The organism is Bacillus sp. SA1-12, assembly GCF_000981385.1.
Taxonomy (GTDB): Bacteria; Bacillota; Bacilli; order Bacillales; family Bacillaceae; genus Metabacillus.
On the sequence record NZ_LATZ01000032.1, the window covers coordinates 1 to 20,450 of the forward strand.

At 36.2% G+C, this 20,450-nt stretch carries 19 protein-coding genes and 2 riboswitches; of the genes, 7 read left to right on the top strand and 12 right to left on the bottom strand.

Features of this window, described 5'->3' with window-relative positions; translation table 11 throughout:
* Nucleotides 1–380: 380 nt before the first annotated feature.
* The 7 genes from WQ54_RS15825 to WQ54_RS15855 form a co-directional block, all read right to left on the bottom strand.
* Complete coding sequence (locus WQ54_RS15825) at nt 381–1,703, bottom strand: NCS2 family permease (protein ID WP_046585338.1); 1,323 nt, start codon at nt 1,701–1,703, stop codon at nt 381–383.
* Nucleotides 1,704–1,847: 144 nt separating this feature from the next.
* Nucleotides 1,848–1,949, bottom strand: a riboswitch (purine riboswitch).
* An 84-nt stretch (nt 1,950–2,033) separates the two neighbouring features.
* Complete coding sequence (guaA, locus tag WQ54_RS15830) at nt 2,034–3,581, bottom strand: glutamine-hydrolyzing GMP synthase (protein WP_046585340.1); 1,548 nt, start codon at nt 3,579–3,581, stop codon at nt 2,034–2,036.
* Between the two features lie 267 nt (nt 3,582–3,848).
* Nucleotides 3,849–3,951: riboswitch (purine riboswitch) on the bottom strand.
* A gap of 29 nt (nt 3,952–3,980) precedes the next feature.
* Nucleotides 3,981–6,194, bottom strand: a complete 2,214-nt coding sequence (locus tag WQ54_RS15835; protein WP_046585342.1) for a transglutaminaseTgpA domain-containing protein — start codon at nt 6,192–6,194, stop codon at nt 3,981–3,983.
* Nucleotides 6,191–7,411, bottom strand: coding sequence for a DUF58 domain-containing protein (locus WQ54_RS15840; RefSeq protein ID WP_046585344.1), 1,221 nt, complete (start codon nt 7,409–7,411; stop codon nt 6,191–6,193). Before WQ54_RS15840 ends, WQ54_RS15835 begins: the two co-directional genes overlap by 4 nt.
* A complete protein-coding gene (locus WQ54_RS15845) occupies nt 7,411–8,373 on the bottom strand; it encodes a MoxR family ATPase (RefSeq protein ID WP_046585346.1) in 963 nt (320 codons plus the stop codon). Before WQ54_RS15845 ends, WQ54_RS15840 begins: the two co-directional genes overlap by 1 nt.
* 198 nt (nt 8,374–8,571) lie before the next feature.
* Nucleotides 8,572–8,754: a hypothetical protein gene (locus tag WQ54_RS15850; RefSeq protein ID WP_046585347.1), complete on the bottom strand. Its 183-nt coding sequence runs from the start codon at nt 8,752–8,754 to the stop codon at nt 8,572–8,574.
* Nucleotides 8,755–8,862: 108 nt separating this feature from the next.
* A complete protein-coding gene (locus WQ54_RS15855) occupies nt 8,863–9,096 on the bottom strand; it encodes a hypothetical protein (RefSeq protein ID WP_046585349.1) in 234 nt (77 codons plus the stop codon).
* A 383-nt stretch (nt 9,097–9,479) separates the two neighbouring features.
* Here WQ54_RS15855 and WQ54_RS33680 point away from each other — a divergent pair, with 383 nt between their 5' ends.
* Both WQ54_RS33680 and WQ54_RS31965 read left to right on the top strand, forming a co-directional pair.
* Complete coding sequence (locus tag WQ54_RS33680) at nt 9,480–9,656, top strand: hypothetical protein (protein WP_156177983.1); 177 nt, start codon at nt 9,480–9,482, stop codon at nt 9,654–9,656.
* Nucleotides 9,653–9,964 carry a hypothetical protein gene (locus WQ54_RS31965; protein WP_052737823.1) on the top strand — a complete coding sequence of 104 codons (312 nt, stop codon included), beginning with the start codon at nt 9,653–9,655 and terminating at the stop codon, nt 9,962–9,964. Before WQ54_RS33680 ends, WQ54_RS31965 begins: the two co-directional genes overlap by 4 nt.
* A 162-nt stretch (nt 9,965–10,126) precedes the next feature.
* Here the strand turns inward: WQ54_RS31965 and WQ54_RS15865 are convergent, their stop codons facing one another.
* Genes WQ54_RS15865 through WQ54_RS15875 form a run of 3 tightly spaced genes read right to left on the bottom strand, consistent with a single transcriptional unit; the run spans nt 10,127 to nt 11,588 of the window.
* Entirely contained in the window at nt 10,127–10,399 is a 273-nt protein-coding gene (locus WQ54_RS15865) for an MFS transporter (RefSeq protein ID WP_046585351.1), read from the bottom strand.
* A gap of 26 nt (nt 10,400–10,425) precedes the next feature.
* Nucleotides 10,426–10,995 carry an AraC family ligand binding domain-containing protein gene (locus WQ54_RS15870; protein WP_084822109.1) on the bottom strand — a complete coding sequence of 190 codons (570 nt, stop codon included), beginning with the start codon at nt 10,993–10,995 and terminating at the stop codon, nt 10,426–10,428.
* 41 nt (nt 10,996–11,036) lie between these two features.
* Nucleotides 11,037–11,588 (bottom strand): PadR family transcriptional regulator, encoded by a 552-nt coding sequence (locus WQ54_RS15875; RefSeq protein WP_052737824.1) that lies wholly within the window; start codon nt 11,586–11,588, stop codon nt 11,037–11,039.
* 301 nt (nt 11,589–11,889) lie between these two features.
* Between WQ54_RS15875 and WQ54_RS15880 the strand changes: the two genes are divergently transcribed.
* Nucleotides 11,890–13,119: a cytochrome P450 gene (locus WQ54_RS15880; RefSeq protein WP_046585353.1), complete on the top strand. Its 1,230-nt coding sequence runs from the start codon at nt 11,890–11,892 to the stop codon at nt 13,117–13,119.
* A gap of 82 nt (nt 13,120–13,201) precedes the next feature.
* Here the strand turns inward: WQ54_RS15880 and WQ54_RS15885 are convergent, their stop codons facing one another.
* Nucleotides 13,202–15,223, bottom strand: coding sequence for a beta-galactosidase (locus WQ54_RS15885; protein WP_046585355.1), 2,022 nt, complete (start codon nt 15,221–15,223; stop codon nt 13,202–13,204).
* 137 nt (nt 15,224–15,360) lie between these two features.
* On the opposite strand from WQ54_RS15885, the gene WQ54_RS15890 reads away from it, so the two are divergent.
* From WQ54_RS15890 to WQ54_RS15905, 4 genes are all read left to right on the top strand, one after another.
* Nucleotides 15,361–16,200, top strand: coding sequence for an AraC family transcriptional regulator (locus WQ54_RS15890; RefSeq protein ID WP_046585357.1), 840 nt, complete (start codon nt 15,361–15,363; stop codon nt 16,198–16,200).
* A 130-nt stretch (nt 16,201–16,330) separates the two neighbouring features.
* Entirely contained in the window at nt 16,331–16,798 is a 468-nt protein-coding gene (locus WQ54_RS31970; protein WP_052737825.1) for a hypothetical protein, read from the top strand.
* Nucleotides 16,799–17,151: 353 nt separating this feature from the next.
* Nucleotides 17,152–18,333: a DUF4317 domain-containing protein gene (locus tag WQ54_RS15900; RefSeq protein WP_046585358.1), complete on the top strand. Its 1,182-nt coding sequence runs from the start codon at nt 17,152–17,154 to the stop codon at nt 18,331–18,333.
* A gap of 442 nt (nt 18,334–18,775) precedes the next feature.
* Complete coding sequence (locus WQ54_RS15905; protein ID WP_046585360.1) at nt 18,776–19,690, top strand: iron-hydroxamate ABC transporter substrate-binding protein; 915 nt, start codon at nt 18,776–18,778, stop codon at nt 19,688–19,690.
* Between the two features lie 320 nt (nt 19,691–20,010).
* Here the strand turns inward: WQ54_RS15905 and WQ54_RS15910 are convergent, their stop codons facing one another.
* Entirely contained in the window at nt 20,011–20,418 is a 408-nt protein-coding gene (locus WQ54_RS15910) for a hypothetical protein (RefSeq protein ID WP_046585361.1), read from the bottom strand.
* Nucleotides 20,419–20,450: the final 32 nt, after the last annotated feature.

Here is a 20,450-nt window from a genome sequence, read left to right on the forward strand (position 1 = left end):
GTTGATATAGCTCATAAAATGTACTAGTTTAGTACGTTGTTTTTTTAATCGAAATTAACGTTGGCACGCTTGGTTTTGTTTAGTTTTCAAAGATCATAATCAGTTGCACCTCTCAGGAGCAACCTCTTTATAATAACAAACCTCATCATCTGAGTCAAGTTATTTTTTTGTTTTTTATTTTTCATTTATTACTGCACCGTTTCAGCAGCAACGTTTTATACTATACCATGCTCTTTATCTGTTAGCAAGAGTTTTTTCATAAAAAAATTTTAATAAATGGAAGTAATAAAAATAGAAGCTCCTTGTTCAACATTCTATTTGAACAAGGAGCTTCTATATAAATTAAGAAGAAATGATATCCCATTCTTTAATTTATTACCTTAAGCGATAAAAATAAAGTAGAGAATAAATACAACTAATAAGAAGTACATAATAGGATGAATTTCTTTACCCTTTCCTTTTAACAGCATCGTAATCGGATAAAAGACAAAGCCGCAGGCAATTCCGGTAGCAATACTATAAGAAAGAGGCATCATGATAATGGTAAAGAATGCTGGAACTGCGACCTCCAAACGATTCCAATCAATATCTTTCAATGCAGAAACCATTAAAATACCAACTATAATTAAAGCAGGTGCTGTTACTGAAGGTGTGATAACTCCTAATAATGGTGAAAAGAAAAGTGCCAGTAAAAATAAAACAGCCGTTACCACTGAAGCAAAACCCGATCTTGCACCTGCCGCGACACCTGCAGATGACTCAACATATGCGGTGGTTGTTGAAGTACCTAGAATAGAACCAATAGTTGTTGCCGTTGCATCAGCAAATAATGCTCTGCCTGCACGAGGCAATTTATTATCCTTCATTAATCCAGCTTGATTTGCAACAGCTACAAGTGTTCCGGCAGTGTCAAAAAAGTCAACAAATAGAAAAGTTAAAATAACCACTAACATCTGAAGAGTAAAAATTTGATCAAAATTTATAAAAGCTTGTCCAAATGTCGGTGCAATACTTGGCACGGCACCTACAATTTGCTTTGGAGGGTCAATTAACCCAAAAATCATTCCTGTGATTGCTGTAAGAAGCATCCCATAAAAGATTGCCGCCTTCACTCCACGAATCATTAAGATAATCGTGATGATTACACCAAAAATAGCTAATAATGTTGTACCTTTATGAAAATCACCTAAAGCAACTAAAGTTGCATCGTTATTAACAATAATTCCAGCATTTTGAAAGCCTATAAACGTAATAAACAAACCAATACCTGCACCAACTGCATATTTAAGTTCAGCCGGTATTGAGTTAATGATGGTCTCCCGAAGTCCTGTAAGAGTCAATAGAATAAAAATTAATCCAGATACAAGCACACCAGAAAGCGCCGTTTGCCATGGGATGCCGTAAGTAAGCACTACAGTAAAAGCAAAAAATGCATTTAATCCCATTCCAGGAGCCAATGATATTGGATACTTCCCAACAACACCCATAATCAACGAACCGACCGCTGCGGCGATAGCTGTTGCAACAAAGACCGCTCCTTGATCCATTCTCATGGCATCTGGAAGATCAGGTACAGCCTGTAAGGAAAGTGTAATAGGATTAACAAATAAAATATAAGCCATTGAAAGAAACGTAGTTAACCCACCAATCATTTCGCGACGGTAATTTGTTCCCAATTCGTCAAATTGAAAATACTTTCTCATAATGTTAATATCCTCCTTTTTTTGTAGCTTGCGCTAATGCAGACAAAATAAACGAGTCTAGGCTAAACAAACCTCATATAAACACACAAAAAGCGCTCCATGCCTCGGAGCGCTTAACGTACAAAATAGTTAATAAGAGAGCTTTCACCTATATTAACACTTCGTAGTCAAGCTATTTACGGCAGCTTGGTAGAGACTTTTGGGCCATATCCCCAATATTATACGACGTATTTCGACTTATTTAATTTCCTTTTTTATTCTATCAGCCTAACATTTCCTCGTCAATAAAAAACGAACATTATTTTAAATAATGTTCGTTTTGTTCGTGTTTTACTCCCACTCAATTGTTGCAGGTGGTTTACTTGTAATATCATACACAACACGATTTATATGTTTTACTTCATTAACAATTCTTGTTGATATAACTTCTAATACATCCCATGGAATTCTAGCCCAATCTGAAGTCATACCATCAATCGATGTAACGGCACGAATACCGATTGTATAATCATATGTTCTTGCATCTCCCATTACTCCAACGCTGCGGATATCAGGAAGCACCGTGAAGTATTGCCAGATATCACGATCCAGACCAGCCTTTTTAATTTCTTCACGGAGAATATAATCAGATTCACGAACAATTTCCAGTTTCTCCTCTGAAATTTCACCAAGAACCCGAATTCCAAGACCTGGGCCAGGGAAAGGTTGTCTCCAAACAATTTCATCCGGAATTCCCAATTCCGTTCCTAAAGCACGAACCTCATCTTTAAATAAAGTATTTAAAGGTTCAATTAATTGAAACTCCATATCCTCAGGAAGACCGCCAACATTGTGATGAGATTTAATCGTTTGAGCCGTTGCCGTACCGCTCTCAATGATATCTGTATAAAGAGTTCCTTGAGCTAAAAATTCAATACCCTCCAATTTAGCAGACTCATCATCAAAAACATAAATAAATTCATTACCAATGATTTTACGTTTTTGCTCAGGATCTGAAACACCTTTTAATTTATTTAAAAAGCGATCCTTCGCATCAACTTTAATGACGTTCATATTAAAGCCTTCAGTAAATGTCTTCATAACACTTTCAGCTTCATTTTTACGCAGTAAACCATGATCAACAAAAATACACGTTAATTGATCGCCAATTGCCTTATGAATTAAAACAGCAACAACTGAAGAGTCTACCCCGCCGCTCAATGCACAAAGCACCTTTTTACCGCCGACTTTTTCCTTAATTTTTGCTGATTCCATTTCAATGAAGTTCTCCATTGACCAGTTACCAGCACATTCACAAATTGAAAAGACGAAGTTTTTCAATAAATCATTTCCATATTCACTGTGACGTACTTCTGGATGGAATTGTACACCATAAAATTTACGTTCTTCATTGCTCATTGCCGCATATGGACATGATGTGCTTATTGCCGCAACCTCAAACCCTTGTGGAATCTCTTTTACTAAGTCGCCATGACTCATCCAGACAACCTGCTGTTCTGGCAGATCAGCAAATAAAGCAGATTTTGCCTTAAGATCAATCGTTGCTTTACCATATTCACGATGATTTGCTGGTTCAACCTTTCCTCCAAGAGAATATGTCATAAGCTGCATTCCGTAGCAAATCCCTAAAACAGGGATACCTAAATCAAAGATGGCTTCATCACATTTGAATGCATTTTCTCCATATACACTATTCGGTCCGCCTGATAAAATGATTCCTTTCGGATTCATTTGCTTAATCTCTTCCGCCGTTAATGTATGTGGATGTAATTCACTATAAACACCAAATTCACGAATGCGTCGAGTAATTAATTGATTGTACTGACTCCCAAAGTCTAAAACAACTACCATTTCTTGAATATTTGCCAATGTCGTCACCTCATACGTATTATCACTGCAAAATAATGTATTTATTCAAAACCCTATGGCTTAGAAACAAAAGCACAAGCACATCGCTTGCTCAATTTAAAGCAAATAAGACAACCCAAGCTTACGTTCTTGGAGCTGGCAGTCAAAACCGCGACGTCAAACCCCATGACTGCACTTGCACATTAGTCTTCGTAATTAACAACCGAACAGAATTCACAAAAAAACTAGACTTCTGTCCTTCAAATAAAAAGAAGGCAGAATTCTAGTCTTATACGTGCAAACTTATTCTGCCTTCATAGTCAGGTAATTTCGGCTACCCGGTAGAGACTCTCGGGACCATTCTACCCGAGGATATATGAAGGAATAACTATTAATTTTTTCTATTCTATCAATCTTCTTATACAATGGTCAAGATGATGTCTTTTTTATTAAATTTTCCCACAATTCTACAGACTTCGTCCATTCATCTTTTGCATTATCACGGCGGTACAATGCTCGTTCATAGTTTTTCGTTAATACAGTCATATTTTCCATTTGAAAGTAATCGTCAATAGACTGCGCATATTCCCTTAAAGTTTGGCTATCCTTCCTTTTCATACCGAATCGATCAAATTGCATTAACAATGACTCATAAGCCTGGAAAAACACCTGATCATCGGTGCGTTTTCTGTATTTACGAATGATTAGCATTGGCAGCCATTTCATTCTTGTTTTATAAACGGCTAACCCTATTAAAAGAATAATCGCTAATGTGATATATAAAGCAGTACTGTCCAAGCGAATGTTTAAAAAGCCTCCGCTGCCTTGTTCATTTTTAGATGCAGAATTCTCTTCCTGTTCTTCTTGCTCTGGTTTTTCAGGTGTTTGCGGTTGTTCTTGCTCTTCCTTTACACTTGACTCATCTTGTTCAATTTCCTGCTCTTGTTCCTCAGCAGCCTTATAATCAAATGTTAAGTCATATGGATTTACAAAACCCTTTGTCGGTTCAAATGGAACCCAGCCAACACCATCGAAATAAACCTCTACCCAAGAGTGGGCATTATTATTTGTGACCTTATATTCCTTCTCCGTATTCGTTACATTTTTAACAAATTCACCTTCAGTGTAACCCTTTACCCATCTTGCCGGAATGTCAATTGAACGCAACAAGACAATCATAGACGTCGAGAAATTATCACAATACCCTCTTAGCGTTTCAAAAAGAAACTGATCAACGTAATCCTGGTCTCCCCCAGGAATGGCAACATCTTCTTTATCATAGGAAAATTCTTCTGATCCCAGGTAACTCTCAATTGCTTTAACTTTATCAAATTGATTATCTTCATTTGCAGAAATCCGAACAGCAAGATCTCTTACTCGGCTGGGCAGAGATTCAGGCAGTTGGGTGTACCTTTCGATAAAACTTTCTGGGACATTCGCATAGCTTTGTTCTTTTCTCATTTCATTGAGAGGATAAGATGGAAGATCATAGCTAATGTCATAGGACATAAACTCCTGCCTTGACCCCTCATTTTTCCTAAACGGAGTAATCAATTCCGTATTTTGATTTAAATAAAAGGATAATTCGTTCTCTGTATCAATTGCTGATAATCCCAAAGGATACATCACATGTAAGTGGCGATAGCTATTATTTAACGTGATCGTAGACTTCAAGCTTTTCGTCTCCACACGTTCATCCGTCCAATTTAATTCGTTAAAATTTGTTATTTCCTCTAACTCAGCCTCAGGATCGGATGCTTCCCAACCTTTTCCTGTATACACATCCTTTGTTTCGATCCGCCAATATTGCGTATCAGATGAAACATGTGTAAACACCTCTGTATCGTCCTCAACAAATCCGCCGCCAAGCTGCTCATCATTTTGGCTATAACCAATTTTCTGCATACCGCCTTCCTCACCTTCCCGGCCTATTGCGGTAATATAAGGAACTGGATCAGGCCATTGAGGTGAAGCCTTTGGTGCTAAAATAGCGAGAACAATTGAGAGTGAAATAAACACAAATAACGGCAAGATCCATCGCAAAGAGGTTAACCGCTTCATCTTTAAGTTTTCGACCTTTTTTAATCGATCAAGATAAAGCATTCCAAGCATAAAAAATCCGATTAACACAGTCCTAATGATGGCTAGTGTTGCATAATACGGGGTAAAAGTATCTAATATGGTTATATAAATGAGTGTCAGCACAAAAAATAACAAGATTCGCTTTTGATAAAGAATCCAATAATGAATTAAGTAAACAAGTAACCATAAAAGAATAAAAAACAACAATGATCTGAATGATGAGGTCAAGTTTACCCAATCTGCACTTGGCATTAAGCGAAGGTTAAACATGAGATCCTGAAAGAGATCTTTCAACCAAAGAAAGCTAAAAAACACACCTTCATAAAAGAGTCCGTGCAGCATAAATAAGATGATCATGGTCTTGACCGGAATGGTTACATACCAGGGAGCTTTTAAAAAAGTTAATAAAAAGCTTATTCCAATAAAGAAAACGAATATAAATGTATTTGCTGTATCGGTAAATGCTTGAAGAGGTCTTAACCATTCCCACAGTAACATAAACGTAAACAAAAAATAAACAAAGGCGAATGTTTTACGATCAGGCGAGATTTGAGTATTCATGATCCTCTCACCTCTTTAAACTCTTTATCCGATTTTTGACTGCTGAGAATTTTGATAACAATATCAAGCTTCTTTAATCTTTCAATTAATACCGTTTCTTCTTTTGAGATCCCATTATAACTGTTCTTTATCACAAACAGCATGAAGGTTTGTTGCTTTCTTAAAAGAGACTCCAGCTTCCGAACTAAATCAACTGTTAGCTGACTAGTGATAATCATATTCGTGACATATTTCAAATCCGCACCTATTAAGTCTTTACCTAAAACGAACGATATAGGTTCTTGACTATCACAGTCAACCTTTGCAAGATGGTAATAGAGGTTTCGAACATGCTGCTCATCAGACTGGAAAGGAAAGACCTGATTGCTGCTTCCAATTGAGACCAGGCCAACACGGGCTCCGCTTTTGATAATGGCCTGTATTAAAGAAGCAGTATACGTAATCATCGATTCAAACATCGGTGACTTGACCCGATCCAATAAAATGACGACATCATGACTTTGCATTTGCTCAAATTCCTTTGTCATAATGGAATCCCTTCTAGCTGTAGCCTTCCAATCAATCCAAGCAAATTTATCACCAGGCTGATACTCTCTCACACCAACGGCCATTGTTGAATCTTGCCAATACTTCGCCAAACTTGATGAGGCACCTTGCTCGAATTGTTTTCGTTTCGGATGATAGACTAAATCAACAAACGACGGATAAACGAGAAAATAATTTTCCACTTCAAAGAATGCTTCTTTTTCAATTAAACCAAAGAGGTCCCCCGCTTTAAGGCGGATTGTCGTAAAGTGATGCTCTCCTCTTGGAATTTGGTTTAGTACATAGCTAAAGGAAATGGTTTTTTTAAACCAAGGGAAAAAGAGTTTCTTTGGTTCTTCTATCTTTTCACTGCCATGAAGCCGTTCGGTAAGGACATCCTCTACTAAGAGATAACATAAAGGAAATGGGAATTTTCTTTTAATCGACACCGTTGCAACAAGCTTTTGACCTACAGTAAATTGCTCTTGGTTGACTGTTCGGGTAACCTTAAATGAACGAATTGGATAGATCAATAGCAAGAGTGAGTAAATGGCAAAAGGAAAAAAGCTATAAAAGAGAAACCAACTGACAAATCCTCCTTGAAACATTGCATAACTGAATGCCGCTAACGTGAGTAATAAGAGGGAAACCAGCTTCCAACCAACACTAAATTTCTTAAGAAGATCCTTCATTAACGACTTAACGACCTTTGCACAGGCACAGGCGTCCTATCAATAATTTCACCAACAATTTGCTCAGCGGTTTTCCCCTCAAATTTTGCTTCTGACCTTAAGATTAATCGATGCGGAAGTGAGTATAGGGCTAAATATTGAATATCATCAGGAATGATATAATCACGGCCAGTAATAAAGGCATAGGCTTGAGCTGCCTTCATTAAGGCAATTGATGCACGCGGACTGGCTCCTAAGTAAATAGAAGGATGTTTCCTTGTTTTGCTTGTTATATCAATAATATAATGTTTAATCGTTTCATCTACATAGACTTGCTGGATTTCGTATTGAAGTTCAACTAATTCTTCTTTCGTGATCACACTTTCAATTTTATGAATAGGTCTTTCTTTTTCCGCAAGGGATAGGACCTCATACTCCTCAGCCTTTGATGGATAACCCATTCTTAGTTTGAATAGAAAGCGGTCAAGCTGTGCTTCAGGTAAAGGATAGGTACCCTCGTAATCTACTGGATTTTGAGTCGCCATTACAAAGAAAGGCTTAGAAAGTACACGAGTAACACCATCAACTGTAATACTTCCCTCTTCCATCCCTTCAAGCAAAGCTGATTGTGTTTTCGGAGACGTCCGATTAATTTCATCTGCAAGGATGACATTTCCAAAAATCGGCCCCTCCCGAAATTCAAACCTTACATCTTTAGGATTATATATTGAAACACCTGTTACATCTGATGGGAGTAAATCAGGTGTAAATTGAATTCGCTTAAACTCGACTCCGACCGATTTTGCCAGAGCACGTACCATCATCGTCTTCCCAACACCTGGTACATCTTCCAGTAATACATGGCCATTTGCTAATAACGCAACAAGACTTAAGATACTTACATCTCTTTTCCCTACAATAACTTGTTCTATATTTTTAATAACTCGACCGAGTTTTGGATGCATTTCTTCCGTATGGGACATGATTTTCCTCCTAGAATGAGTTTCGACCTTACTTCCTATTATAGTATTCTAAGAAACTTATCAAAACCCTTTTGCATTCACAATTCTTTCTAAATTTAAGATATTTTTCATTTATTTGAAGAGCAACTTCTTTCTCTTAATTTATTCATATATAAAAAGCCGCCTGACCGAGTCCAGGCAGCGAATAACTTTATATGATTAAGGTTTCATTTCCCTCTCAGCTTCTTTTTTATTTCGATAGTAAATAAAGTCAATTTTTCTCATCGTTCGTAACCCTTGATTTACAATGATGCCAGAATAAACCGTGGTTAGAAATAAGCCAAATAAAGCAATCCAAAACAGTGTTGTAATTTTAATGTCTCTTTGACGGTCAAATTGCACTTACAATCCCCCTTCCTAACAACTCTTTATTTATTTTTTGTCAGAAGAAAGGGATTATTCATTAAAGCACCTTTTATTTTCTACACATTAGGAAAAAATAAGGATGGATTAAGGTGTCAAAGGCAGGTCCGAAGTTTGCATACCGGTAATAAGCGTACTTTGATGCTTCTCTACATTCTCAAAAATATATAATGGCACATTCTTGTATTTACCGTATTCATCTTCTACTGTATCAACCCATTTAAAAAAATTTGCTTTCCTAAAGGCATGGGCTTTAGGATTTGGAGCTGTACACGGATTCCCATAAGGTATAACCACTGGAAGTAACAATGTAACAAACACGTAAAAACACCTCTATTTTATGATCTTTACTTCTGCTTTTTAACAAAGTAAATTAATTTAAATTTATTCAACCAAAATTTTTGATCATTCTTCTTAACGTATTTTATGTAGTGGTATAATAAAATGGAACGTTATATTGTACGTGAGAAAAAGCATGACTATTATACCATGGAAAAATTTTATGATCGGATTTAACCGCCATTTAAACAAACATAAGCCAGTTCTAAGGGTAAGCTGACTTATCAATTAATTCTCTGTTTCAACCTTTGTATACTGAATTTTCTTTCACTTGAGTATGCAAACAATTTGTATATTTTAATGACAAGTTAGGGTAAAGAGTATAAGAAATAATAGTAATTAATTTTTTAATAGGCAAGGGTATTATGAATACGCAAACAAAAGAATTAGAGTTGCAAGATACAATAAGAGAACTTACAAAAAAAGTAAAAGAATTAGAAGAACTTGTTGAGCAGATAGCTGTCCCTATTATCCCATCCATTCTGCCCCATACGATTTTAGTTCCATTTTCTGGAGGATTATCTCAGAGCGGTTCGAAATGATCATACCCAAAATTTTGCAACATGTGAATAATTCAAGTGTCGATACAGCAATCATTGATTTTTCAGCTATTTCTACTAAAGATATTACTGATTTAGCCGTGTTAGGAAAGTATATTGAGGATTTAACCGGCTCCCTAAAGATTATGGGGATTGATGTTCTTGTAGTTGGGTTTACTCCTGAATTCTCTAATGAATTGGTAAAGTCAGGATTGTCATTCGTAAAAGAACTACAAGCTTTCTCCAGTTTTAAAACAGCATTACAACGACTAATGAAGCAAAAGGGACTAGCAATTGTTAGCACAAAATAAAGGTTAAGACTTCTATTAAGGGGGGTTTAGACTGTCAAACTTACCTTAAGGATATTTATGTTTACCCGATTTACAATAAAAAAGGCTGCCTAAATGGCAGCGTTGCTTCCTAACTCACAAGGTATTACAATTTTACGGATAGCATTGTGCTTATTACAATTATCAAGATCTAATCCTATTATTCTTAAAGATATCCTCAATTTGTTCTAATGATAATCCTCTTGTCTCCGGTAAGTTTTTCGCTACATATATGACTCCAATAATCGCAAAGAAAGCGAATAAGAAAAATGTCCCTGAGATGCCGATTCCGTCTATAAGAACTGGAAAGAATAATCCTACTAAAAAATTGCAAAGCCATAAAAACAAAACGGCCATTCCCATTCCAATACCACGTAAACGAACAGGGAATATTTCAGCAAGTATAAGCCATACCATCGGACCAATCGCACCTTGGAAAAAGGCTAAATATAAGACTTTTCAGGAATATTTTTATGATTGCTTTTATTTAAAACAGGGACAAAATCTTGAAGGATTGAAGTAATAAGGGTATAAGTAATAGTTGAAAGCATTTCTTCAAAAAATTCATTTTTAGGCTTTGTTGCTTGGATTAGAAGCGATTTCCATAATAATGCTGTTTCCAGATCAAATTCATCATATAACATAATTTCGGTGCATTGTTTTGCTTTCTCCATAATTTTTATCCAGATCTCATTTGACTCTGATTCAACTAGTTGAAAGGCTACATATAATAGAGACAATCCCTTCTCGCTTTTTATTTGATGTACAACCTCTGGTCTTGATAAAAAAAGAGTGTTTTCTTGAAGCTTGTAGGTGCAATGATTATCTATATATGTTCCTTCTCCCTCAACTACATAACATACTTTAAAAAAGGAATGCTTATGTAATTGATTGTCATAATGCTTAGGCATGACTCCCCAGTAATGAACTTGAAACGAAGCGCCATTTTGATTTATACGGTGAACGTAATCATTCAAAGAAGTTTTTCCTGATAGATACTTAGTTAAATCCAACAAAATTACTCCCTTTCCAAGTGCATTGCCTCTTTTAATCTTTACTTATCCATCCCTTGTAAAAAAGTTAAGAGCTTTTCCATCCAGCGAATATTCTCGTCGGATTGGCTAAAGGCATGTTTGCTAATGAATTGTACAGCCTCTTGCTGTTTCACATCCAGCAGTTCAAGCTGTCTTTTGAATTCTTCTTTATTTTTAGCTTCCCTATATTTGGCCCAACGTTTCTTTTCTTGGTCTATAGCATCCTCCAAGAAAAAAGCTGCTTTAACTGAATCGACATATTTCAAAAGATAAATGGATATATAAAGATCTTCTATCCTTGAAACATTTTTAAAACTATTGTAAATCTCCTGTTCAAGAAATTGTCTTCCAGCGTAAGTAATTGCGTACAGCGTTTTATTTGGGCGATTTTCTTTCTGAATTGTTTCGACAGGCTCAATAAGACCTTTTTTCTGTAGCGCCTCAAAATTGTAGTAGAATTTTCCCTCACTCATTTTATCTATAGGTAGTGATTCTAATAATCTTTTCTTTAATTTATATGGGTGACTATTTTCATCAGCTAAACTCCCGAGTATAAATAACGAAAGAGACAAGATTCCTTCTCCTTTCTGATAATCAGTTATTTAAACCCTTAAATTTTATCATATTAAGCAATCATGTAGCTTTTTTATTTGAATAAGTAAAACAAACCCACTTCATATGTAGGCTTCATGACCTATTACATATTCTGGGATCAGATCTAGGGTTAACGATCTTTATTACTTTTTACTCTTTATAAATTACTTTGATTAGAGTAAGGTGAAAATGATGATAGAGCACTTAAAGTATTAAGCTTTTAATTTGTCTGTATTGAGTAGGTTGTGTTTATCATTTTGAAGGAGGAATACGAAGATTATGATCAAAGAAGTAATTCCTGTTAACGAAATCACAAATTTCCAATCACGTGCAGAAGAATTTTTCCCTATTGAATGGTATAAAGAAAAGCTTCAGAATCAGCCTGTTTATTACCATGCAGAGACGGATACTTGGAATGTGTTTAAATATGAAGATGTTAAACAGGTGTTAAGCAATCATGAATTCTTTTCAAGTGAAGGATCTAGAACAACCATTTTTGTTGGAGCTAATAACAAACAAGAAGGAAATTCACCTATAAATATTACAAATTTGGATCCTCCTCAACATAGGAAGAGTCGTTCATTGTTAGCAGCAGCCTTCACTCCACGTAGTTTAAAAAACTGGGAACCCCGTATTCAACAGATTGCAACCGAGCTTGTAGAAGACATCGAGGAAAACTCCACTGTTAATATCGTCGAAGCCTTGGCATCCCCTTTGCCAAGTCTAGTTATAGCAGATTTATTTGGTGTACCGATACAAGATAGGGATCAGTTCAAAAAATGGGTTGATATCCTTTTCCAACCTTATGACAAAGAAAGGCTGGAAGACATAGAGCGTCAAAAACAGCTTGCTGCAAAGGAATATTTCCAATATCTCTACCCTATCGTACTTCAAAAACGTTCGAATCTTTCCGATGATATTATCTCTGACTTAATCCGGGCTGAAGTTGATGGTGAAAAGTTTACGGATGATCAGATTGTGCAGGTGACAATGCTGCTGTTAGGCGCAGGTGTCGAAACAACCAGCCATGCGATAGCCAATACATTTTATTCATTGCTCTATGATGATGAGTCAATATACGGAGAACTAAGAAATAATTTGGAACTCGTGCCAAACGCAGTCGAGGAGATGCTCCGATATCGTTTTCATATGTCAAGGAGAGATCGTACAGTTAAACAAGACAATGATTTACTGGGCATTGAGTTAAAAAAAGGGGATGTCATCATTGCATGGATGAGTGCATGTAATATGGATGAACATATGTTTGAAAATCCATTCTCTTTAGACATCCATCGTTCAAACAACAAAAAGCATCTAACTTTCGGAAATGGTCCGCATTTCTGTTTAGGTGCACCACTTGCACGATTAGAAATGAAAATTGCACTTGAAGCATTCTTACAAAGATTTTCTCGCATCGAAGCGGTGGAAGGATTTGAATTAGAAAACCATTTAACTGCTTCAGCTACAGGACAGTCTTTAACTTACCTGCCGATGAGGGTTTATAAATAAGATTTTTAGAGAAGGTCAAAATGGTCACAACTATGTGCTGTGACCATTTTGACCTTTATTTAATACTACATCTGACTGCAGCCTATCCTATTGTTACAATCATGACCCCATAAGCTTCTAAAGAAGTTGCTCCTTTTAATTCCTTGCCTGTTAACAGGTCTGTGCCTTCATTGATCTCAAATTCCACTGTTGATGCATTGTGGTTCATGACAAATAAATAAGACGAGCCATCCTTTATTCTCTCTGTCACTTCCACACCCTTTGGAACAGCAAGTAATGGTTTTATTTCCTTTTCCTCACAAACCGTTTTAACGAAATCTGTTAAAAACGCTTTATCAGGGCATGTTCCTACGTAATACGCTTTTCCTTCTCCATAGGTATTACACGTAATCACCGGTGTACCAGCATAAAAATCTGAGCCATATTCAGCAAGCACTTCTGCACCCTCTGAATGGATAATATCAAACAGCAAACTGCACTCATAGCTGCCTGTTAGGCTACCTGCTTCTTTTTTCATAACTATTTGATTTTTTACTTCAGGCGGCAGGGAGTCAATCTCCTCTACCCAAATACCAAGGAGATCTCGCAGCTCCCCTGGATAACCGCCAAGAGTAACAATGTCATGTTCATTCACGATTCCGCTAAAGAACGTTGTCACAAACGTTCCTCCCTCTTGAACAAACTTTTTTACCTTATTGGCATACCCTGATTTCACCATATATAACACTGGAGCAAACACGATTTCATACTTGCTTAAATCCTCATCAACACCAATCATGTCAACTGAAATATTTTCTCCAAATAAGGCGGCATAATAGTTATGAACCTCATTTACATAATCCAATGCCTTTGATGGACCACTTGATAATTCCGTTGCCCAGCGATTTTCCCAATCAAACACAATCGCTACTTTAGCTTGTACACGTGCATCGAGCAATGTATCGGAGAGTTTTCCCAGTTCTTTTCCAAGTGCAGCCGTTTCCCGGAAAACCCTAGTATTCTCATGACCAACATGCTCGATCACAGCCCCATGGTATTTTTCACACGCTCCAACAGATCTTCTCAGTTGGAAAAACATCACCGTATCCGCTCCACGGGCCACGGCCTGATAGCTCCATAAGCGCATTACACCCGGCCGTTTCAACGAATTATATGGCTGCCAATTCTGCTGGCTCGGCGTTTGCTCCATCAACATAAAAGGCTGGCCGCTTTTCAAGCCTCTCATGAGATCATGCCTCATGGCCGTAAAGCTCTCTGGTGTATCATAAGCAGGATAGTTATCCCATGAAACAACATCCATTTCTTTGCCCCATTTAAAATAATCGAGCTCTTTATAGGTACCCATTAAATTTGTTGTTACTGGGATATCAGGAGTATGCTTTTTCAAGACATCCCGCTCAAGCTTAAAGCACTCTAGTAAGCTATCGGATTGAAAAATACGATAATCTAAAGATATTCCTTGGAAACTAGTAGAATCTCCATTCCACTCTTCACTTAACGCATTCGGTGGGACAATTTCTCCCCATTCGTAAAACGTATGGCCCCAAAAGCGTGTGTTCCATGCTTTATTTAAGCTTTCTAAGTTTCCGTATTTTTCTTTAAGCCAGTTTCTAAAACTCTCAGCACAGTTGTCACAATAACAGTAGCCGCCATACTCATTGGACACATGCCAAATTAATACGCCAGGATGATCCTTATATCTTTCTCCTAACCTGTTTGCCATCCGCTCTGTATACTTCCGATAGGTTGGACTGTTCGGACAAGAATTGTGTCTGCCCCCAAACTTACGTTTCCTACCTTGGTAATCAACCCTGAGTACATCTGGATATTTTTTTGCCATCCAAGCGGGATGTGCTGCAGTACTAGTTGCCAAACATGTATAAATTCCATTTTGATATAATCGCTCAATATGCTCATCCAACCATTCAAAATCATACGTTTCTTCATCAGGCTGATTTAATGACCAAGAAAATACATTTAATGTAGCCACATCGATTCCGGCTAATTTAAACATGCGAACATCTTCATCCCAGTCCTCTTTTTCCCACTGCTCCGGATTATAATCTCCGCCATACCATATTTTAGGAAGTTTTTCATTAATCATATCCCATCACCTTTTTCCTTAGTATCATTATAATTACATTGTATACGATTACAATGTGCGATTATATATAATATAATGGAAAGCGATATAAGAAAAAGGAACTCTTTAAACAACAATTCCAGGAAGGGAACCTCACAATGAAAAAACACTTTCTCATTCCGTTAAATGAAAGTATACTTCCGCTTTTTGCTGAAACTATTGGCTTTAATCCTGCACAAGAAACGATCTCTCGGCCAAATGGTTATCCCTATTACCATTGGATTCAAACAGTAAGCGGACAAGGTTTCATTATGCTTCAAAACCATCAGATCAACCTTACCGCCAATAAAGGTGTCCTCCTCCTGCCGCACATGGCACATTCGTATAAAAATGAACAATTTGATTCTGCTCCATGGGAAACACTTTATCTTACGTTTGGCGGGATAATGGCAAAAGATATTCTGATTACACTTGGACTCTATCAATCTGCTTTTTTCCATTGGGAACAAGAGGCACCGATTTCTACTTTCATTCCGAAAGTGTTAAAGCAAAGTGATGAGACGATTGAAAGTTTTAGCATAAGTGCCTCTGCCCATGTCTATGAATTTCTTCTTCTTTTGAAAAAGTACGGAAAAACCAATAAAAGCAATATAAAAGAAACCAATAACTTAGTGACGTTATATTCACTTATTGAATGGATGAAGTCCCACCTTTCCGACCCAGATGTCGGCCTTGATGAAATGGCTCTCTTTATCAATACATCAAAGCGCCATTTGAATTCATTGTTTCAAAAAAACTTTCACGTGACGCCCTATGCCTATTTTGTGAATTTGCGTATCCAGCAATCGAAAAAACTTCTTCTAGAAAACAATTCGGCGACCATCAGTGAAATTGGCGTGCAGGTAGGTTTCCGCTCCACAAGTCACTTTGTAGCTACTTTCAGAAAAATGGTCGGGATTCCTCCTGAAAAATACCGTCATCTGAATGGAGTATTTTAATAGGAAATGCTCGCTGTTCCTCAAACAATTTAAAAGTCTATAAAAAGGTGATACAGAAAGAGTCTGAGCTGTTATTATTCATCTTCCCTTCATTGAATTTTATCATTTAAGGCAAAATGTGCCGTTGACTATGAATATTGTCCACCCTATCACCACTTTCCTGAATATAGTAATAGTAGAAACCAAGGAGGTGAGCAATGTAGCTTTTTGGAATAATGATAACTCAGAAAATGCAAAGGCAAATGCTAAGGCAAATGCAGAAAACAAGACAAACGTCGATAATGAGTTAGATAATGATAATGATATTGACGTAAACGATAAAAACGTTAATAATGCAAAAATTATCAAAAGTGGTAATTCGAAAGTGGATCTTAACATTAGAGTGGATAGTGATTCCCGTGCAAGAGTTAGAGCCAAAGCAGAATCCGATCAGGAACAGGAACAAGATCAGGAACAGGAGCAGAATCAGGGGAATCTAGGAAATTTAGGAAATCTAGGCCAGCAGAATCAAGGGCAGAACTTTGGCCAAAATCGAGGACGGAATCAGGGGCAAAATCGAAATCGAAAACAGGAAAAAGATAAATTTCGCTGGTTTTAAAAGAAATATATATTAAGGAATGGAAGCTTCTTTTGTTATAAAGGATATTAGCTTTTCGCTAATATCCTTTTAATTAAATATATAACAATCACTTCAAATGTTCGCTCTTCTTAATTATGTATAGAAATGACTGCATTTGTTTTTTTACACTTAAACAAAAGACAGAATTCTCCATAACATAACTTGACGCCTTGCCAGCATTTTTTATACAAATGTTACATATTGCCGTTACACTTAAGTTACTTAATTCCTTTAAATCAATTATGTTAAAATAAAGAAATGACTAAAAGTTAGAGAATAGTTTATTATTCTCATAGGAATGCAATCAGAGTAGCTTAGGAGTGTAATGAATCATGAACAAAAAGGATATTGCACAGCTTCGAAAACAATTCAAAATAGATAATGATTTACTCAAAATCTCTGACATTTTTAATGTCTATATTATGAAGGAATCAAGTGATATTTATCATTACCAAAGTCAACCTTTTGAAATGCTTGACCAGGATCAACAAGAGTTATTTATGAATAACTTCAAAAAATTACTAGCCGGCCAATTGGATGAGAAGCTCTTTGAACTAAAGTTTCAGCGGGATGTTAACAATAGCAGTCAGCTTATTTTACATCAAGGATTACTTAGCAGTGATGCGGAAGGCTGGAATGAGCAAATGCTTCAAATTGTAAGTAAAATGCTTACAAACCGACAATATGAGATGGATATTGTTGTCACATTTATTCGAGGAGAATATTTAAAGCCAACGAAACGCCGAAATGAAGAAGCTGAGGAAAGTGAACGAGATACCGTTTACTCCCATCCCTTTATTTTATGTAGTATAAATAATACACAAGAGCCAAAAAAGGAACTGCTTTTTGACTATGTTGAAAAAGAGTTCAAGTACAATTTTGTTGTTGATCCAATTATAAACCTCAATGCTCCAATCGCAGGGTTTCTATTTCCTTGTTTTACTGATAATGCAGCAGATGTCAACCACGTTCTGTATTCTGCAGGTAAGGTACATGAGCCTGATCATCAATTCATAGAGGAAGTTTTAAATGGTGAAGAAACGATGACCGCGAAAGATGATAAAATCGTCTTTGAGGAAATTATTAAAGACGTGACAGGTGATCAATTAAATACGTCCACTCTCTCCAGTGTGTATGAAGAAATTAACCGTATGATTGAAGAAAATGAAGAAGAAGAACAACCGACATTAGATTCAAAGGATGTTGAACGTGTTTTAAAAATGAGTGGCCTTGAAGATATAAGTGCACAAAGTGTCGAATCAGCCTTCAAAAAAATAATTGATGATGACAAATATGAAATGAAAGCAAGTAGCATCTTGCCTAAATTCACTTCAAAATCGATTAAAATAAACACGAAAATAGCTAACATTTCTATTAGTCCGCAAGATTTACGGTATGTCAAACAAGTTCAATTAAGCGGCAAACGTTACCTTATGATTGAAGCGGAAGAGGATACTGTCATCGAAGGATTCACCATGATTCCAGAGGCTTTTAGTGTGAACTCAGAGGAATAATATACAGAAATATTGATTACTTACTAACTCGTATTCTAGCAAAACAAAGCACGGTTACGAAGCCTTTACTTTTATTAAAAGCTTCAGAACCTACTTTCGTATGTTATTGTGACCTTAAATGTTCTCAAATATACCCGCTCCAAAAGTTTTCCAGGATTACACAAATCTATTCCATATTGTTCTCTGCAAGAGATAAAAATAGAGGCTTCTCATGAGTTTGTATGACTAATGTGAAGCTTTTATTTTTCTTTATTTTATTTACAAGTTTGATTTGCACTGTCAATGGATTAAAACGAAAAAAAACTTAGCAATCTAAAAATGCATATTGACAATGATTATCATTATTATTATATTTGAATTATTGATTTTATTGATAATGATTATCATTATTATTTATACGTGTTTATTAATCTACATAATTATTAGTAAGGAGAATTTCTATATGAAAAGGTTATTCCTTCCATTCCTGCTCCTTTGCATATTAATTCTTAGTGCTTGCGGGAAAAACGAAACAACAAACGAAAAGAATTCTACCGAGACTGAATCAGAAACGGATACGTATCAATCAGAAATTGGCCCAGTTGAGGTTCCTAGAAATCCAAAAAGAATAATTGCTCTCTCTAATGGCCCCAATGTACTGGCATTGGACGGTAATGTCGTTGGGATTGATCAATGGACCAATATGAATCCCCTTTTTCAAGATAGGCTAGAGGGTGTAGAAGTCGTATCAGATGAAACCTTGGAGAAAATCATTGAACTCGAACCAGACCTAATCATAGCAGGATCCGAGATGAAAAATATTGATAAACTAAATAAAATTGCACCAACTGTAGTATTCACTTGGGGGAAATTAGATTATTTAACACAGCAAATAGAAATTGGAAAACTCTTAAATAAAGAAAACGAAGCAAAAGAATGGGTTAATGATTTTAAAGAACGTGCTGAAACAGCAGGAGAAAAAATTCAGGAAAAAATCGGTAAGGATGCAACAGTATCCGTGATTGAGAATGGTAATAAAGAAATTTATGTGTTTGGAAATAATTATGCACGCGGAACAGAAATATTGTATCAAGCAATGAAATTAAAAATGCCTAAAAAAGTTGAAGAAATGGCACTTGAATCAGGTATCTATGTACTCTCCACGGAAGTGATATCTGAATTTGCAGGAGACTATATGATCTTCAGTAATAACCCGGATGCTGAAAGTTCATTTTTGGAGACCGAAACATGGAAAAACATCCCTGCAGTTAAAAACGATCATGTAATTGAAATAAATAGTAAAGCCTCTACTTACAGTGATCCAATCACTTTAGAGTACCTACTGGAGATTTTCGAAAAATCATTTCTTAATAATTAGTATGATAAAGAAAAAAGGTAATAGGACGAAAACAAGGTCTCCTATTCTACTAGATTATAAATAGCTAATTATGATATATCTTGATCATGAAATTTATTAGTAAATATTAGTCTGAAACAAGCACTAATATGAATAGTTATAGGATGTAATCAATTTATCCTCTGAGAGCCTAGACCGTTGTTATTTATCATTTTTTTAATTGACTGCTATCTAAAGATAGCAGTCCTTTTTAATATCGTACTTGTTAGTTGAAATAAAATTATCGTTATTATTGGCTAGTTCTGACGGATAAATATAGGCTTCTTCAAACCCTTTTCTTATTAGAAGCAAGTAAACGATTGGATTTGCCGTAAATCTATTCCAAAATAAACCCATCTAAATCCAGTCCAACGATAGCCTGCGACAGAGTTTCGACCAACAAATGTTGGATAAAACCAAAATTGTTCAAAACCTCTCAGCCATACATACGTGTATCTAAATAAGCATCTTCGAATTCCTCCTGGATCAACTGCAAATGCTTCCACTTGTTGTTGAGGAACATAGGATGGCGGCGGTGAAGTTGGTGGTCCAGCTGTTGAACCTTGACCAGGAGGTGGAAACGCAGATGGAAATCCGCCAAATTGTCTTTCCCCATGGTAATAAATCTCTTCTTGGAATGGAGGTGAATATAAGTACGCTTCATGACTATTTGGATAGGTATAATACATATGAATATGATTAGGATACATAAAATACACTCCTTTACTATTTAATCTCACAT

Bases quoted from the DNA above. Each gene is read 5' to 3' on its own strand.
- WQ54_RS15825 (WP_046585338.1), bottom strand. From the start codon at position 1,703: ATGAGAAAGTATTTTCAATTTGACGAATTGGGAACAAATTACCGTCGC.
- WQ54_RS15835 (WP_046585342.1), bottom strand. From the start codon at position 6,194: ATGAATACTCAAATCTCGCCTGATCGTAAAACATTCGCCTTTGTTTAT.
- WQ54_RS15840 (WP_046585344.1), bottom strand. From the start codon at position 7,411: ATGAAGGATCTTCTTAAGAAATTTAGTGTTGGTTGGAAGCTGGTTTCC.
- WQ54_RS15845 (WP_046585346.1), bottom strand. From the start codon at position 8,373: ATGTCCCATACGGAAGAAATGCATCCAAAACTCGGTCGAGTTATTAAA.
- WQ54_RS33680 (WP_156177983.1), top strand. From the start codon at position 9,480: ATGAATACGCAAACAAAAGAATTAGAGTTGCAAGATACAATAAGAGAA.
- WQ54_RS31965 (WP_052737823.1), top strand. From the start codon at position 9,653: ATGATCATACCCAAAATTTTGCAACATGTGAATAATTCAAGTGTCGAT.
- WQ54_RS15865 (WP_046585351.1), bottom strand. From the start codon at position 10,399: ATGGTATGGCTTATACTTGCTGAAATATTCCCTGTTCGTTTACGTGGT.
- WQ54_RS15880 (WP_046585353.1), top strand. From the start codon at position 11,890: ATGATCAAAGAAGTAATTCCTGTTAACGAAATCACAAATTTCCAATCA.
- WQ54_RS15885 (WP_046585355.1), bottom strand. From the start codon at position 15,223: ATGATTAATGAAAAACTTCCTAAAATATGGTATGGCGGAGATTATAAT.
- WQ54_RS15890 (WP_046585357.1), top strand. From the start codon at position 15,361: ATGAAAAAACACTTTCTCATTCCGTTAAATGAAAGTATACTTCCGCTT.
- WQ54_RS31970 (WP_052737825.1), top strand. From the start codon at position 16,331: ATGAATATTGTCCACCCTATCACCACTTTCCTGAATATAGTAATAGTA.
- WQ54_RS15900 (WP_046585358.1), top strand. From the start codon at position 17,152: ATGAACAAAAAGGATATTGCACAGCTTCGAAAACAATTCAAAATAGAT.
- WQ54_RS15905 (WP_046585360.1), top strand. From the start codon at position 18,776: ATGAAAAGGTTATTCCTTCCATTCCTGCTCCTTTGCATATTAATTCTT.
- WQ54_RS15910 (WP_046585361.1), bottom strand. From the start codon at position 20,418: ATGTATCCTAATCATATTCATATGTATTATACCTATCCAAATAGTCAT.